Origin of the sequence: Streptacidiphilus jiangxiensis, from assembly GCF_900109465.1 — a bacterium.
GTDB classification, from domain to species: domain Bacteria; phylum Actinomycetota; class Actinomycetes; order Streptomycetales; family Streptomycetaceae; genus Streptacidiphilus; species Streptacidiphilus jiangxiensis.
In genome coordinates, this window is record NZ_FOAZ01000034.1 from 15,030 (window position 1) to 30,834 (window position 15,805).

Annotated in this window: 14 protein-coding genes; 8 read left to right on the top strand and 6 right to left on the bottom strand. The window is 71.1% G+C overall.

Going from position 1 to position 15,805, the window contains the following annotated elements; genetic code table 11:
- The first annotated feature begins 1 nt into the window (after position 1).
- Positions 2–703 carry a TetR/AcrR family transcriptional regulator gene (locus BMY61_RS48145; protein WP_042442619.1) on the top strand — a complete coding sequence of 234 codons (702 nt, stop codon included), beginning with the start codon at positions 2–4 and terminating at the stop codon, positions 701–703.
- A gap of 42 nt (positions 704–745) precedes the next feature.
- On the opposite strand, the gene BMY61_RS38985 is transcribed toward BMY61_RS48145, so the two are convergent.
- Both BMY61_RS38985 and BMY61_RS38990 read right to left on the bottom strand, forming a co-directional pair.
- Entirely contained in the window at positions 746–1,144 is a 399-nt protein-coding gene (locus BMY61_RS38985; RefSeq protein WP_042442617.1) for a hypothetical protein, read from the bottom strand.
- A gap of 159 nt (positions 1,145–1,303) precedes the next feature.
- Positions 1,304–2,473 (bottom strand): metallophosphoesterase family protein, encoded by a 1,170-nt coding sequence (locus tag BMY61_RS38990; RefSeq protein WP_042442615.1) that lies wholly within the window; start codon positions 2,471–2,473, stop codon positions 1,304–1,306.
- A 292-nt stretch (positions 2,474–2,765) separates the two neighbouring features.
- Here BMY61_RS38990 and BMY61_RS38995 point away from each other — a divergent pair, with 292 nt between their 5' ends.
- Positions 2,766–3,494 (top strand): hypothetical protein, encoded by a 729-nt coding sequence (locus BMY61_RS38995; RefSeq protein ID WP_143094739.1) that lies wholly within the window; start codon positions 2,766–2,768, stop codon positions 3,492–3,494.
- Between the two features lie 221 nt (positions 3,495–3,715).
- Positions 3,716–5,395, top strand: a complete 1,680-nt coding sequence (locus BMY61_RS39000) for a serine/threonine protein kinase (RefSeq protein WP_161791196.1) — start codon at positions 3,716–3,718, stop codon at positions 5,393–5,395.
- A 41-nt stretch (positions 5,396–5,436) separates the two neighbouring features.
- Here the strand turns inward: BMY61_RS39000 and BMY61_RS39005 are convergent, their stop codons facing one another.
- Both BMY61_RS39005 and BMY61_RS39010 read right to left on the bottom strand, forming a co-directional pair.
- A complete protein-coding gene (locus tag BMY61_RS39005; protein WP_236655851.1) occupies positions 5,437–6,468 on the bottom strand; it encodes an FUSC family protein in 1,032 nt (343 codons plus the stop codon).
- A 244-nt stretch (positions 6,469–6,712) separates the two neighbouring features.
- The gene (locus BMY61_RS39010; RefSeq protein ID WP_042442607.1) at positions 6,713–7,063 is read right to left on the bottom strand and encodes a hypothetical protein; all 351 of its coding nucleotides are present in this window, start codon (positions 7,061–7,063) and stop codon (positions 6,713–6,715) included.
- Positions 7,064–7,238: 175 nt separating this feature from the next.
- Here BMY61_RS39010 and BMY61_RS39015 point away from each other — a divergent pair, with 175 nt between their 5' ends.
- Together BMY61_RS39015 and BMY61_RS39020 are read left to right on the top strand one after the other, a co-directional pair.
- Complete coding sequence (locus BMY61_RS39015) at positions 7,239–8,477, top strand: CopD family protein (RefSeq protein ID WP_042442605.1); 1,239 nt, start codon at positions 7,239–7,241, stop codon at positions 8,475–8,477.
- A 119-nt stretch (positions 8,478–8,596) separates the two neighbouring features.
- Positions 8,597–9,850, top strand: coding sequence for a serpin family protein (locus tag BMY61_RS39020; RefSeq protein ID WP_075004232.1), 1,254 nt, complete (start codon positions 8,597–8,599; stop codon positions 9,848–9,850).
- Between the two features lie 80 nt (positions 9,851–9,930).
- Here BMY61_RS39020 and BMY61_RS39025 read toward each other — a convergent pair whose 3' ends face one another.
- On the bottom strand, positions 9,931–10,587 hold the full coding sequence (locus BMY61_RS39025) for a hypothetical protein (RefSeq protein ID WP_143094740.1): 657 nt from the start codon (positions 10,585–10,587) through the stop codon (positions 9,931–9,933).
- A 130-nt stretch (positions 10,588–10,717) separates the two neighbouring features.
- Between BMY61_RS39025 and BMY61_RS39030 the strand changes: the two genes are divergently transcribed.
- Positions 10,718–11,812: a polyprenyl synthetase family protein gene (locus tag BMY61_RS39030; RefSeq protein WP_042442603.1), complete on the top strand. Its 1,095-nt coding sequence runs from the start codon at positions 10,718–10,720 to the stop codon at positions 11,810–11,812.
- Between the two features lie 82 nt (positions 11,813–11,894).
- On the opposite strand, the gene dacB is transcribed toward BMY61_RS39030, so the two are convergent.
- Positions 11,895–13,493 (bottom strand): D-alanyl-D-alanine carboxypeptidase/D-alanyl-D-alanine endopeptidase, encoded by a 1,599-nt coding sequence (gene dacB / locus BMY61_RS39035; RefSeq protein ID WP_052438304.1) that lies wholly within the window; start codon positions 13,491–13,493, stop codon positions 11,895–11,897.
- Positions 13,494–13,852: 359 nt separating this feature from the next.
- Between dacB and BMY61_RS39040 the strand changes: the two genes are divergently transcribed.
- Both BMY61_RS39040 and BMY61_RS39045 read left to right on the top strand, forming a co-directional pair.
- Complete coding sequence (locus BMY61_RS39040; RefSeq protein ID WP_042442601.1) at positions 13,853–14,758, top strand: helix-turn-helix transcriptional regulator; 906 nt, start codon at positions 13,853–13,855, stop codon at positions 14,756–14,758.
- Between the two features lie 16 nt (positions 14,759–14,774).
- Positions 14,775–15,686 (top strand): helix-turn-helix transcriptional regulator, encoded by a 912-nt coding sequence (locus BMY61_RS39045; protein WP_042442598.1) that lies wholly within the window; start codon positions 14,775–14,777, stop codon positions 15,684–15,686.
- The last annotated feature ends 119 nt before the right edge of the window (positions 15,687–15,805 follow it).

Consider the following 15,805-nt stretch of genomic DNA (forward strand, 5'->3'; position numbering starts at 1 on the left):
CATGAACGACTCCCAGGGCCGGGCCGCAGCAGCCGCCGGCACCGCCACCGCCCGGACGGGCAAGGGACTTCGCCGCGACGCGGCGGAGAACCGGGCGAGGTTGCTGCGGGCCGCCTGGGAGGCGTTCGCCGAGCACGGCGCCGACGCCGGCGTGGAGGAGATCGCCCGCCGCGCCGGCGTCGGCATGGGCACGCTCTACCGGCGCTTCCCCACCAAGGACGCGCTGATCAACGAGCTCAGCGAGGTCATCTTCGAATCCATCCTGGAGTACGCCCGGATGTCGGCTGCACTCGGCACGGACCGCGCCCCCGGCGCGCCCAGCGGGCTCGAGGAGTCGCTGTTCCACATGGGTGAGGTGATGGCCTCTCACCACGGCTGCCTGGCCCGGCTGTGGCAGGCGTCCCCTCCGCCGGAGCAGGACGAGCGCCGCACCGAGCTGTGGCAGCTGATGGGGCAGATGCTGGACCAGGCCAAGGCCACCGGCGACGTCCGCCCCGAGCTCACCCTCACGGACGTCTACCTGTCCGTCCTCGCCCTGCGCAGCCTCATCGACGACACCGCGGGCACGGGCCCCGACCTGTGGCGCCGCTACCTCGAGGTCGTCCTCGCCGGCTTCCGCCCCACCCCCGGCGCACGCCCGCTGGCCTACCAGCCCGCGGACGACACCCTGGTCACCCGCGGCATCCCCAAGCACCGCCACTGACACCCCCAGCCACAGCCACAGCCACAGCCAACGCTGCCCGCCTCAGCGCCCCACGCCGCCGTCGCGCACCGTGTACTTGCCGCCGACCCAGGCCCGCAGTTGCTCCGCGAGGGCGGCCCGGTCCTCCTCGGGGACCGCCGACGCCGGGAGGATCGCGGCCCCGTGCTCCACGTCCTGCGTGGTCCACAGACCCGGGCGCTCCACGACGTAGTGGACCTTCGCCCACACCATGTCCCGCACACCGCGGTCGTCGGTCAGCCGGATGCCCGTCTCGGAGAGCTCGACGGTGACCTTGCCCTCGTTCCGCTCGGCGATCCTGGCCGAGGCCGAGGCCAGGATCTTCTTCTTCAATCCGCCGAAGAGGCCGGAGAAGTTGCTCGCCGAGGCAAGCAACTCCTCGATCTCAGTGCGCGTCAGGTCGAAGGTGTAGGCGAACGCCATGGCCGAAAGCCTCCCTGGATCCGGACGCCTGTGCGTCCGCGAGTGGAGTGGAGGCTAGCAGTCCGATCATCATCTCCCAGATGGCCCTGGGCAGGACGGAGTGCGTGGGTCCGCCCTGCCCGAGGATGGCGTCGTCGGCCGACCGACCCCCGCGAGGGGTCAGCGGCAGGAGCCGGTGCCCGTGTCGCGGTACTGCAGCGCCGAGGAGTCGAAGCCCGGGCCCGGCAGGACGGGCTGGTAGTCCCAGCTGTAGCCGTGGGACTTGAGCGTGAGCTTCAGGACGCCGAACGCGCCCGCCTGCCCGGTGACCACGTTGGGGTTGTCGTAGTTGCCCGCCGTACCCGCGAGGGTGTCCAGGGCCTCGCCGCCGGAGCCGACGACGAACTCCGGGATGCCGTGCTTCGGGTCGTAGTCGCCCGCCGGATCCATCGCGCGGAGGCGGGCGTAGGCGTGCTCGTGCCCGTTGAGGACGAGCGTGGCGTGGTTCTGGTACAGCAGCTGCCACCAGGCGTCGGCCGCCGCGCCCTCGACACCGCCCGCGCCCGGCGCGGCCGCCGGGACCGTCGCGGTGGAGGCGGTCGTGGCGCTGAAGGTCGGCTGGTGCCAGTACGCGATGGTGCACGGACGCGAGTTGGCGGCCAGGTCCTGGGAGAGCCACTGGGTCTCCTGGGCCAGCAGGCCGTTGTCCGTGGTGGAGCAGTCGTGGTTGAACGCGTCGGAGTTGCACTCGGCGTTGAGCGAGATGATGTGCCAGTTGCCGAGGTTGTAGGAGTACCAGCCCTGGTTGTCGGCGGTGTCGTCGCCGGCCTGGCCCTGGTTGGTCGGCGCCCCGGACTGGTCGTGTCCGTTGAAGTAGCTGAAGTACCCGTTGCCGTTCTGGCCGGCCTCGTTGTCGCCCTTCTTGGCGTACGGGTAGTACTCGTGGTTGCCCGGCGCCGGGCGCTCGAGCATCTTCAGGCCTCCCCAGGCCTGGTCGAAGGACTGCTGGAAGTCGGTCAACTTGCCGACCTGGTACTGCTCGTCCCCCAGCAGGGCCACCGCGTCCGGGTGCATGGCCGTGGCCTGCCCGGCGGTGGCGAACTCGGCGCTCATCCCGCCCAGGGTCGGGCTGCCGCACTTGAGGGATGTCGGAGTGCCGGCGTTCTCGGGGTCGTCGGGCTCGCAGGCGATGTCACCGACGGCCGCCAAGGTGTATGTCGCCTCGCTGTGGTGGGCGTAGGGCCAGTCGTTGTCGTTACTGCCGTGACCTGCTGCGGCGACGGCGGTGCCGGTGACCGCGAGTACGGCCAGTCCGACGGTCGCGGCGGAGATCTTGGTAACGCGGCGCATGCGCGGTGTCCTTCCACGGGAGGTGAGCCACCGCACGCTAAGCTCCGCGTCCGGCGCCTGACACAAACACGCTCTGGCGCTTCGGTGAACTCTTCGGTGAATGCTTGGGTGAACGCTTCGGTGGCCGCCCGGATGCGCCACCCGGAGCGCTGCACACGCCAGTTGCGGGGCGGATCCGGCGACGCACATGAGTGTCGCCGGACCACCCGACGCAGAAGAACCTGGAGGTACGGTGGCATCTCGGTCGTCTCACGCCGGGGTGGTGACCCTGGCCGCAGTCGGGGCAGTCGCCATGGCCGGCCTTTCTGCCTGGGCGACGAGCTCTCCTGACGGGGCCGCCGATGCATCGGCAGCCGGCTCAACAGCGGTCACCGGTGACGTGCTGGTCGGCGTTGATGGGCGCACCCTGACGGCATCGGTGTTCTGGAACGGCTGCGAGGACCGGCCCACGCTCGTCGCGGCGGAGACCTCCAGCGCCGTCACCCTGCAGGTCGTGCGACACAGGCATGCTCCCCCGGACGCGGTGTGCGACAACGGTCAGGCACAGCATCTCTCGGTGTCCCTCGACCATCCGCTGGGCAACCGCAGCTTGGGCGGCCCCGGCCACACCTCGGACACGAGCACGTTCATGGCCAAGGATCTTCGTCAGCCTGGCTATCTCCCAGCCGGATACTCCCCGACATCGGACGTCATGGCCAACGTCGACAGTGCCACCGTGCACGTCGACCGCGATGGTGCGCACTTCCTCACCTCGCCCACGCCGTCGTGGGAGCGCGGATACGCATCTGGCCATGAAGGAATCTTGATCATTACGGAGACGGTCGGCGAATCGACGCCGACGACCGGGGCGTCCGTGAGCGTCAACGGGCACCTGGGGCACTTCACTGTCCGCCCGGCAACGGGCCGTCAGCTGGGCGAGACCCTGTCCTGGTTCGATGGCACCTACACAATGACGATTCAGGAACAGGATCCAGACCTCACTGAGGCGGACGTGCTATGGATTGCGCAGGGCCTGCACTGAGACAGGCAACGCGTCGAGGCCTCTGGGGAACGGCACCGCAAGGCCGTGCCGTCGCGGGGAGCGGACTTCCTGGGCCCACCGAACCGGTCACATGTGGCCGGTCGTGTGACCTGTCAGAAGGTGAGGTCCGACTGCGATGATCGGCTTCCTGCTGGGCGGCGGGCGGACCTGACTGGTTCCACGTCAGGGGAGGACGAGGGGGCTGTATGGCGGGGGCAGCGTTGGAGTTCGCCGGGTTGCGGCTCGAGGATCCGAGGGAGCTGGGCGGATTCCGTCCGCTGGCGCGTCTGGGTGAGGGCGGGATGGGCCAGGTGTTCCTCGCGCTCTCCCCAGGCGAACAATGGGCGGCAGTGAAGGTCATCCGCCGCGACTTCGCCGGGGACCCCGAGTTCAGGGGCCGCTTCGCGGCGGAGGTCCGAGCCGCTCAGAGGGTGCGTGGCGCGCATCTGGCATCGTTGCTGGCCGCGGACCTGGACGGTGAAGAGCCCTGGCTGGCCACCACCTACGTGGCCGGCCCGTCCCTTCTTGAGCTGGTGACCGCTCACGGGCCGCTGCCGGCTGAGCAGGTGATGCTGCTGGCCTGGGGCATCGCCCACGCCCTCACCGACATCCACGCGGCGGACATCGTCCACCGGGACCTCAAGCCCGCAAACGTCATCCTGGACGAGACCGGTCCGAAGGTCATCGACTTCGGCATCGTCAAATCCCTGACCCAGTCCGTCACGCATCGCAGCAGTTCCACCCGGATCGGCACCCCCCTGTACATGTCGCCCGAGCAGGCCATGGGCCGCCCGGTCGGCGCGCCGTCCGACATCTTCGCCCTGGGCTCCACCCTCCATCGCCTGGCGACCGGCCGCGAGGCCTTCGCCGCCGACAACGAATGGGCCGTCGCCCACCGCATCGTCGCCGACCACCCCGACCTCACCGGCCTCACACCTCGGCTGCGCGACCTGATCGCCGCCTGCCTGGACAAGGACCCCGACCACCGCCCCACCCCGGAGTGGGTGCGGACCTGGTGCGAGACCAGCCTGGGCGACACCCTCGGCCCCGGTGCGTGGATGGCCATCGAGGGATCCCGGACGGCCATCCGGAGCCGCACACAGGCACTGCGCACCCTCACAGTTCTCACCTCAGCCGGCGGCCCCGAAACACACCCCAGGACGATCCCGGACATCGCTCCGAACAAGCCGACCGGCGCGAAACCCCCTACCCCGCCCGGTGATTCAGCTGACCCCGCGACGGCAGGCAAGCCCACGACCGGACCCATCGGCGCCCCCGTGCCATCGCTCGAGCCGGTCATCGTCACCAAGAGCCAGAAAGACGTCAAGAACACTCCCCACACGCACCTGATAGGCCTCACGGTGGGACTGGTTGCCGGTGTCGTATTTGCCGGCTTCGGGCTCCTGCTGAGGTTGATACCGGATGCGACTCCGACCGCTGCTTGGGCCCCTGCGTCCCTGGGCATCTCCTTCTTTCTCATCATTTACGCGCTGGGCCTCAGGAACGACCACGGGCCGGATGTCGTCACCGTCGACAGCCAGGGCCTGACCTTCCAGCAGCAGCCGAACCGCAAGAAGGACGAACGATCCTCCCACGCGGTCGCATGGGCGGACATCTCTGTCATCAAGGTCACTGGCGGGGAGCAGCGCGCCGGGCACGGTGGCCCGGTCCGCGACCGCTCCGGTCGTCTGGTGGCGGCGGGACCCAAGTCTGAACTGCACGTGAGGTACCTCGATCACGTGCTCCCGGGCGAGCGGCTCGGCTCCGACCTCGGTTCGGGCTGGCACAGAATCTACGGCCCCTCAACCAGGTTTCCGTGGGCCGTCCCCGCCTGCGAACTGCGGGACGGCCTCGCCCGCTTCGCCGGCGACCGGTACGAACACCCGGACCAGACCGCCTGACGTCGGCTCACGATCGCGGAGCCAGCCTGCGCCATGGAGGCTCAATGCGAGCGGGAGGTGCGCTTGCCGAGGAGGCCGGCAAGCAGCATGACGAGCACGCCGATCCCCGCGCCGCAGACCGTCCACAGGACGCGGTAGCCCTCGGCGGCGTAGTCGGAGGGCTGTGGGAGGTCAATCAGGACAAGCGCCCCCGCCGCGATGGCCGCACAGTAGATCGCGTAGTTCAAGAAGCGGATCCCCACCCCGTGCATCAACAGCACGAGCGCGACCACTTCGAGTCCGCGCTCGACCGCGAACAGCCTCAGTCCGTGCTCACTGGTGGGAATCAGCAGCAGCAACGCGGCAGCGACGGCACCGATCAACGCGCCGGCAAGGCGCTGTGCGCTGACCAGCGTGGCCTGCTCCAGGCTCGGCTTCAGCGCGATCATGGTCGCGATCGGCAGCCAGACGCCGTGCGACAGGTTCAGTCCGAATGCCAGCGCGACGCTGCCGGCGATGGCCAGGGCCCGGATCACCGCGAACATGACCTTCGGGCGGGTCAGCTTCTGGCGCGACGTGTCGCCGGGGAGTTCCGCAATCGGCTGGGGCCGGTCCTCGCGTCCGCGGATCAGCCACCCGATGAACGTCACCACGATCCACAACGCCGACCCCCCGGCCCAGGCGAGCACCTGACCCCAGGTGTAGCTGGCGAGGCGAGGGTGCTGATGGAAGCTGAACGCGAGCGACAGGGCGAGGATGAACCAGACGTTGAGCAGCAGGCCGGTCACGAACCTGCGAACCCCGAAAGCAACTGCCAGCCCGGCCACCAACGTGACGGCGAAGGCGGCCAGCACCGACCAACCCCACGCGTCCGCTCCGATGCCGAACCCCAACGCGGTCAGCCCCGCGCCGATCAGCGCAAAGACGGCGACATGCGACGCACGGTGCCCGTAGCTCCCGCCGGGGTCGTCCAGCCACGCAAACAGCAGGCCGAACAACGCGCTGAGCAGGTACTCCTCATGGCCGATCGCCCAGAAGACGACCAGCGGCACCAGCGCGATGTCCAGGAACAGCACCGCTCGCGGCCAGTTCACGCCCTCGGGGTGGAGTTGGAAGACCTCCGACGCCCAACCCTTGACCTTCCCCCCGTGACGGGGCTGCCCTGCTGATCCGATCGCACTGGCCATCGTCGACCTCGCTCGCCCTCGTCGCCGGACATGTCGCTCCTGTCGCGCACTCTCCGATCCCGTCGACATCGCTTCGACTGCCGTCGACCCCGGACGGGGCAGGTACTCCCTGCGGGTTCCCGCGCCTCAGTGGCTCACACGGCCGGCGGGCTTACCCGCCCGGAGAAGCTTCGTCCGCGTGGACATCAAAGCTCATCCGACCCTCAGCGCTCACGCTCGGGCCCTCGGAGCGGAAGGTGCCGGCTATCCATCTCGTGAGCCGACCGGTGTCTTCTGCGTCACCGGTCAGGGTCACGTGCACGCTGCCGGAGCCCGCCGGAGCCAGGGCCTTGCCGGGCCGGTCAGTGCCTCCTGAGGCCGCGTCCACGTCGTAGATCCTCGTGTGCAGCATTCCTGGAGCCTTGGGTACCTGCCGTTCCGTGGTGGTGAAGCTGCCGGCCACTGCGGCAACCACGGCGCGGACCGCCTCGGCATTGCCTGTGAGTGCCATGTGCACAGCCATCGTGTACCTCCTCCGACCCAAAGCCAGCGTGCGCCGAGGAGGAGCGTCCCGCGACAGGGACACCCGAGATTCCCTGCAGGCTCGCCCTCCGCGATTCCGCCTCGCCCAAGGAGCTTAGGTAAGGCTAACCTAATCAAGCTTCGTGCCTGCTCCTGCCCTCGAAGGATGGTTCGCCATGCCCTTTTCCTCCCTGCCCGCACCATCGGCGTCCCTCGCGGCGGCGCCACCCTCGACCCCGCTCGGGCCGTTCGAGGACAGTGCGTTGGCCTGGGCGGGCTGGACGACGGTCATGTCCTTCGTCGGCCTGATCGCGCTCGCCCTGCTGGTGGCGGCCCCGGCCCGAACCGCGGGGGCGCGGATCCGCGTTCGGGTCCGCTCGCGGCTGGCGGCCGCGTCCGTGGCGTCCGGCCTGCTCGCCGGCCCGGCCGCGTGGACGGCGCTGGCCCATGAGGCCGCCGGCGGCCCGGGGGCGGGCTACGACTACGCCGCCGCGTGGGACGGGCTCTTCGACGGCACCACCTCCGGCCTCCTGTCCGGACTGCAGGTGACGCTGCCCGTCCTCGGCGCGATCCTCCTCGCACCGGCCGCGCTGCGCCCGACCCTCGGCTCCCGCGCGGGCGCCACACTGCTCCTCGCGGGGCTGACGACCGGTCTGGTGGCCCTGGGCAGCGCCAGGTTCCCGACCCAGGTCCGCAACGGCCTCGGCCGGACCGTCATGGAGACGGTCGTGTGGATGCTCCACCTCTTCGGCGCCGCCGTGTGGCTGGGCGGCCTGGTCGGACTGCTGCTGCTCGCCCTGCCCGGCGCGGTGGACCCCACGGCGCGCGCGGCCTTCTGGGGCCCGGCCGTCCGGCGCTTCTCCGTCGCGGCCATGGCCTGCGTCGCCGCGATCACCCTGTCCGGGCTCTTCCTGTACTGGGAGCACGTCGACGGCCTCGGACAGCTCGTCAGCACCATGTACGGGCGCGTGCTGGGCGTGAAGATCCTCGTGTTCGGCTCGGTGCTGGCACTCGGTGCGTTCAACCAGTTCTGGCTGCATCCCCGGATCGAGGCGCTGCGCGTGGCGGGTGATCCCGGCCGTCGCGCCGGCATCGCGCTGCGACGCTTCCCCGTCGTCGTGGCGGCCGAGATCGTGCTGGTGCTGCTGGTACTCCTCATAGCCCCGTTCCTGCACGGCTCCGCCCGTAACCAGGCCTTCCAGGCCGAGGCGGCGCGACACACGGCGTCCGCCACCGCGCCGCTGCCGAAGCTGCCGCCCAAGCAGGCGTCGGCTTCGACCTGGGGCTGGGGGATCTCCGAGACCGTGTCCGTCGCAGGCGTCATGGCGATCTGTTACCGCTGCTCGGGACGGATCGCCCGGCGACGCACCGCGGACACCGCGCCCGCACCGGTGGCCCCGGCCACGGCCGGGTAACCGCAAGCTTCCCCGGACCCTTCACATGCTCGGCGTCTCCCCGCCGTCCTTGGCGAGCTCGAACCGGGGCGGGTGCGAGGGAACCCGCTCGCGGGGTCTCACGTCACAGGTCCGTGGCGATGACGAAGACGAAGAGTGCGCTCGCGGCGGCAACGGTCGCGGGACTGCTGGCGATCACCGGTTGTGCGAGCGCGGGGCCCGCGCCGGCGCGGAGCGACGTGCTGCGCGTCGACGCGCCGGTGGCGGCCGCGCCCGTGGCCGACATCCGGTCGGCCGCCGTGCCGAGCGCCGAACTCGGCCTGGCGCTGCTGAGTCGGCTGAGCGGGAAGGGCGACGTCGCGGTCTCGCCCGCGAGTCTGGAAGGCGCGCTCGCCCTGCTGCTGCCCGGTACGCGGGGGGCGACCGCCGACGAGATCCGCGCGCTGCTGGGCACCCGGCTGTCCGGTGACGCGTACGCCGCCGCCCTCGGCGCACTGCGCCGAGGGGAGCTGACACAAGCCACCCAGGACCACAACGATCTCAGCTACGCGGACGACCTGTGGCTGCAGAGCGGCCTGCGGCTGCGCTCCCCCTATCTGCGGACCCTCGCCGCCGCCTTCGACACCGGCGTGCACACGGTGGACTTCGAGAAGGACCCCGGCGGCGCGGTCGCGGCCATCAACGCGCAGGTCCTGCACGAGACCCGCGGCATGATCCCGAAGCTGTTCGACCAGGGCAGCCTGAACACGTCGACGAGGCTCGCGCTGACCGACGCGCTCTACCTCCACGCGGACTGGGCCCGGAGCTTCGATTCGGACAAGACCACGGCCGCGCCGTTCCACCTCGCCGACGGCCAGGTGGTCCAGGTGCCCACCATGACCGGCGACGTGGACGCCCGCGCCGGTTCCGTCCAGGGCTGGCAGACGGCCGAACTCCCCTACCGGGGCGCGCACCTGGCCATGGACCTGCTGCTCCCGGCCGCCTCCGGGCAGGCGCTGCCGACCGCCGCCCAACTCGGCGCGGCCCTGGCCTCGGTCGGCCAGGGGACACCGGCCACCGTCCACCTGCCCCGGTTCCACTTCTCCTACGGCCAGGAGCTGTCGGGCGTCCTGCAGTCGCTGGGCGTGCGCACCGTGTTCGGCCCGGCCGCCGACCTCGGCGGCATCCCGGCGGACGGGACCTCCCTGCACGTCAGCACCGTGGTCCAGCGCGCCAGGGTGGACGTCGACGAGCAGGGCACCACGGCCGCTGCCGCGACCGGCATCGGCGTCGCGACCTCCGCCGAGCTCCCTCCCCCGCGCGAGATCTCCTTCGACCGGCCGTTCCTCTTCCTGATCCGCGACACCACCACCGGGCAGGTGCTCTTCCTCGGCCGCGTCACCGACCCGCGCTGAGCTCCGAAGACAGCTCTCCGGCCCCTCGGTCGCGACGGACGCGCACGCCTGGCGGGGCCGACACCGACAGGCGCGACCGCCTACTCGCTTCCGCCCGAGGAAGGCTGCGCCTGCGCGGTGCGCGCCTGCAGGCGTGCTCTCCTGGTCTCCTCCCGCTCGCGAAGAGCAGCGCGTTCGTTCTCAGCCGCGATCCGCATCCGCTCCGTCTCGGCGTTGAGTTGTGCCTTCATCCGTTCCGTCTTCTGCTCCAGAGCGGCTTTCGCCACGACGCCGAAGGAGGTGGCCATCGCTCCGAGAACCCCGCTCGCGATGAGCTCGTTGACCATGTCCGGCTCGGACTGGAGCTTCAGGAACTCTGCTACTGACAGAGCATCCGGTTCCCAGCCCGGTGCCGGCACGGCTTGCGCGTGGCCGGGTTGCGCGTAGTGGACCTCCCGAAGCGCCGGGCGGCCAACGGGAGGCATACTCTCGGAGGTCTGGCTGATGCTCCCGACGTAGAGCCAGTCGTAACCGCACTCCTCGCAGTAGCGGCCTGCCCAACGTGCGTCACAGGTCGGGCAGCGCGGTACGGGCATGTCACGTGAGCACTGGTCGCATCGGTCGAGGTTCCGGGACAGGTGGCCGACTGGGCAGGGCAGCCGTGCTTCAGGCTGATCCAGTCTCTCCCTCTTGCCTGAGGTCCTGACATCGACCGTCTCCCTGAGCAGTTCGTTGTTTGACTCGTCCTCGTCAGGCATGGCCTCAGCCTAGAGCGCGACTGTGGGCGTCATGGGCAGTTCTTGGATCCCAGCCGGTGAGGATCCACCGGTCGCTCCGCGCACCGCCCGCAACGCCGCGTCGGCGTTGATCGAGTGAAAGGGTGTCCCCGTGGACGACGACTCTCTCACCGCGGTCCTGCGGCGCGCGGCCGACCGCCAGCGCGGGTTCAATGACCGCTTCGCGGCCTACTTCGATTCCCTGACCGACGCCGCGGGCGGCGCCCTGGAGACCCCGGCGTTCGGACGGTTCACCGCCCGGGCCCTCGACCTGGTGCGCGAGCTCTCGCTGCGCGGGGGCAAACGCCTGCGCGTTGTCCTGCTGTACGAGGCGGCCGCGCTGGTCACCGACGAGCCCGTGACCGGGCTGGACGAGGCCGCCATCAGCATCGAACTGCTGCACACGCACGGCCTGATCCACGACGACATCATCGACGACACGCCCGTCCGCCGCGGCGGACCCTCCACCTACTACGCCTACCTGCGCGAGTTCCCGGATCGGCCCGACACCGCCCTGGCCCTCGCCGTCCTCGCCGGTGACCTGGCGGCCTTCCTGTCCGTGCGCGTGCTGCTCGGCAGCGGCCTGCCTCCCGCCCTCGCCCTGGCCATGGCCGCCGTCCACGCGGACGTCGGAGCGACCACGATCACCGGGCAGATCCTGGACCTGGAGCGCGACTTCCACCCCGAGCCCTCGACCGATCTGCTGAACGCGGTCACCGAGTACAAGTCGACGCGCTACTCCGTGCTCGCTCCCCTGCGGCTGGGCCTGCTCGCCGCCGGTGCGGACCCGTCCGAGCACGACGGCGAACTACGCCGCTACGCGACCGCGTTGGGCATCGCCAACCAGATCCACGACGACTGGCTGGACCTGTTCGGCGATGCGGAGACCCTCGGCAAGTCCCCCGGGTCCGACATCCGCTCCGGCCGCCGCAGCTACGCCGTCCGCGCCCTGCTGGCCGCCGCGGACAAGAGCGAGCGCGAGCTGTTGGACGCCGCCCTGGGAGATCCGGACGGCGACGAGGAGACGCTCGACCGCGTCCGCGACATCGCGCGGGCGCACGGGATCGACCGGTCGCTCCGGGCCGAGGCCGAGCGCCACGCGCGCGAGGCGGCGGCCCTGGCCGCCACCTGGCGGGGGCGCTGGCGGCCGGACGCCGTGGCGCTGTTCACGCTGCTCCCGACCTGGACGGTCGCACGCGACCGGTAGAGGCAGAAGAGCATGCTTCCGCACCGTCGCCCCTGCGGGGAGTCCCCTGGGCACCCGGGCCGTGCACCCACCTCGCACAGGCTCACAGGTGCGCCGAGGCCTCTTCCTGCAGCAGGGCGGAGATCTGGTTGGTGTCGTCGAAGATCCGCACCGCGCCGGCGATGTCAGGGGTGGTGGCGGAGTTGACGAGCACGACGAAGATGACGAGGTGACCGTCGTCGGTCAGCAGGTAGCCGGCCTGGCTCTGGTCCGCGATGTCGAGCTGGCTGTTGAGCCGGTCGAGGCCGATGACGGTGCCGGGCTTGGCGAACACCTTGCCCTTGGCGGGGCAGTCCGGGCAGGAGATCGCGTTCGAGCCGTTGACACCCAGGATGGGGAGGGAGCGCCGGAAGGCTGTCGCGTCCGGGGTGTGCAGCCAGTAGTCGAGGATCTCGGACAGGCCGATCGGGGTGGCCTTCTCGGTCGCGTCCCCGCCGCGGCCGTCGTCCAGTTGGAACTGCTGCGGGTCGACGTGGGCGACGTCGGTGAGGAAGCGGTGCTCAACCGCGAATCCGCCGCCGAAGCAGTCGTCGGTGTGGGCCACGACCGTCGCCATGTTGCACAGCGCCAGGTTGGCGCCGAGATTGTGGCTGACCTTCAGGATCAGCTTGGCGTACTCGTGGTAGGGCGGGGAGACGTAGGCGGCGACCTGCGGATCGTGAGCGTAGGAGCCGGGTGCCTCGGGGTTGGGGCCGGTTGCCTTCGCGGTCACGGTCACGCCCGCGCGGCCGAGCGCCTCGATCAGCGCGGTGCGGCCGAAGGTGTTCGGATCCACGATCGGAGAGGTCCTCAGGACGGGCTGGCTGCCCGCCGCGATGGTGCCGGACACCGTGATCCGGGTGCCGTCAGGGGAGGCCTTGACCGTGATGTCCGTCGGACCGTCGGCGGCCACGGTACTCACGGTGAACGTGACCTTGTACGGCTGAACCTGGGGACGCCAGAAGAGCTTGGCCTTCTGCCCCGGGGCGGTGGGCGTGGTCTGCAGGTCGATCAGGTTGTCGTTGATGATCAGCGGCGTGGGCTGCGGGTCCAGCTCCGGCGGAGCGAAGATCGACACATCGATGAGCACGTTGCCGTTCACCCGGGTGATCCCGGCAGCGCGCACCTGACGGGCGATCTGATTGATGCCCGCGAGTGGATTCTCCGGGGTGAGTGTGGCGCCGGGCAGGTCGTTGGCGGACGTGTGGTCGACGTTGGTGTAGTCCACCGACCCGTCCGGCTCGGTCCGCCCGCCCATCGTCAGGTCGCCCTGAGCGACCAGGCCCAGGTTCCCGTCCAGGGTGGTGCCGCGGCGGGTGCCGGTCGCGAACACGGGCGTGGTGAAGCGGTGATCGGGACCAAGGCTGTGCCAGGCAGCGGAGAGGGTGACGAGCTTGGTGTCCGAGCCCGGGACGAAGGACTGGTTCGCGAACTGGGAGTGGATCACCTGTCCGTTCGAAGGGTCGACCTCGTACACGCCCCACTGCGCGTGCTCGTAGCCGGGCTTGTGCATGATCGCCTCGACGGCGGGCGGGAGGGGGAAGCCGCCCTCGGATGTGCCCGCCAGCGCAGCGGGAGCGAGGGCGGCTCCGCCTGCGAGAGTCACCAGCGTCAGCCAGCCGGCAGCCCAGGGCCGCAGCCGACCACGGAGCAACGGGTTCATGCGCACCGTCCATTCTGGAAGCAGCCATGCCGGCCAGGTCCTGGAACATCCGGCATCACGCGGCGGATCGTATGGCGAGGGGTCCACGCGGATCGGTCGGCTCGCCCGTGGATGCCGATACGTCAGGAGCAGATCATCCTTTCAGCCGACGGACGGCGCGTCGGTTGCGCCGGTCGGGCGCTGCCACCTTTCGTGTCCGTTGCGATCGCGCGGCCCGGGGTGGCTGGGGCAGACCGGGTTCTGCGGGGGAACAGCAGGGGAGGGCATGACACACCCCCCTTCACCCCGTCCGCGCAGGTCGGCTCCGGGGCAGACTGGGCAGCGACAGCGCGGCGAGAAGGGGAAGACAGGCCGATTCGATGAACGACAGCAGCTCCAGCAGCATCGGCGGCTTCCTGCGCGCCTGCCGTGACCGCACCACTCCGCAGGCCGCCGGTCTGTCGCCGGGGCCCGGCGCGCGGCGGACCCCGGGCCTGCGGCGCGAGGAACTGGCCTCACTGGCGGGCATCAGCATCGACTACTACATCCGGCTGGAACGCGGCCGCGAGACGCACCCCAGTCCCGCCGTGGTCGACTCGCTCGCCCGCGCGCTGCGCCTGGACGACTTCGAGCACCGGCACCTGCGTGACCTCGCAGTCAGCGCCGCGGGCACCCGGCGCGGCAGCGAGCCGAACGCCGCACCGGCCCGCGACCTGCCGCCCGGCATCGCGGCGATCCTGGAGGCGCTGCGCCCGAACCCCGCCTACGCCGTCAGCCGGACCACCGACGTGCTGGCGTGGAACCCCGGCGGGCTGCGGCTCTACCCGGGGCTGGAGCAGTGGCCGCAGAGCCGGCGCAACCTCGCCCGGTACGTCTTCCTGCACCCCGACGCCCCCGAGCTGCTGGACGACTGGGACGAGCAGATCCGTGGATGCGTCAGCAGGCTGCGGGTGTTGGCGGGCGTCGAGCCCGACGCCCCCGACCTGGTCGAGCTCGTCACCGAGCTGCGGGCCAAGAGCCCGGAGTTCGCCGCGCTCTGGGACCGCTACGACGTGCTGCCGCACGCCAACGGCGTCAAGGCGTTCCACCACCCCGACGTCGGTGACGTGGCCCTCGGCTACCAGTCACTGCCGATCGAGGGCACCCCCGGCCACCGCCTGACCGTCTACCACGCCACGCCCGGCACGCCCGACCATGCGGCGATGCTGCGCCTGGACGCCATCGGTGCCCAGGAGCCAGCAGGGCCCACTGCCCCTGCCCATTCGCCTTCGCAGCCAGTGGCCTGACGGCGGTGGCCACCCCATGAGCAGCACTCCGCCGGCAGTACTCGCCCCCGGGGCACGCGGCGCCGAGCAGTTGGGGCGTTGCCTGCGCATGTACCGCGCCCGGGTCTCCCCCACCGAGGCGGGCCTGCCCGAAGGCCCCGGGCCGCGTCGCACCCCCGGGTTGCGCCGGGAGGAGCTGGCCACGCTCGCCGGGATCAGCGTCGACTACTGCGCCCGTCTGGAACGCGGGCGCGAGGCCCACCCCAGCGCGGCCGTCATCGACGCGCTCGCCCGCGCGCTGCGCCTGGACGACGCCGAGCACGACCACCTGCGCGCCCTGGCCGCCCGTGCCGCCGCGGGATCCCCGCCGCGCCCCAGGCCGGAGCCCGCCCGAACCGTGCGGCCCGCCGTCCGCAGCCTGCTGGAGAGCCTGCGGCCGGCCCCGGCCTACGTCGTCAGTCGCTCCCTGGACCTGCTGGCGTGGTCCCCCGCCGGCCTCAACCTGTACGGCGGCCTGGCAAACTGGCCGGCGGCCGAACGCAACCTGGCCCGCTACGTCTTCCTCCACCCCGCAGCCCGGGACCTGTTCCCCGACTGGGAGAACCAGGTGCGCGGCTGCGTCGCCCGCCTGCGCGCCCTGGCCGGAACCGACCCCGACGCGCCCGACCTTGCCCGGCTGGTCGGCGAACTCCTGCTCAAGAGCCCGGACTTCGCCCGCCTGTGGGAGCGCCACGAGGTCCGACCGCGCCCCTACGGCAGCAAGACCTTCCGTCACCCCGACGTCGGCGGCCTGACCTTGGACTACCAGTCCCTCCAGCTCGACGGCACGCCCGGGCATCGCCTGGTCGCCTACCAGGCCGCCCCCGGCACCCCCGACCACGACGCCATGACCCTCCTGGACCTGCTCGACGCGGAGCAGCGCGCCGTGCCGGAGCCCAACCCCCGCTGATCCGCCTGGGAGGCCCTGTCACTCCCTGGCTCAACCCGGCCCCCCTGGTGGCGCGCGTCGGGCCGACGCCACTGGCAGGGTGGAGAACGAAAGCGAGCACACCCCGCAGACCCCCACCG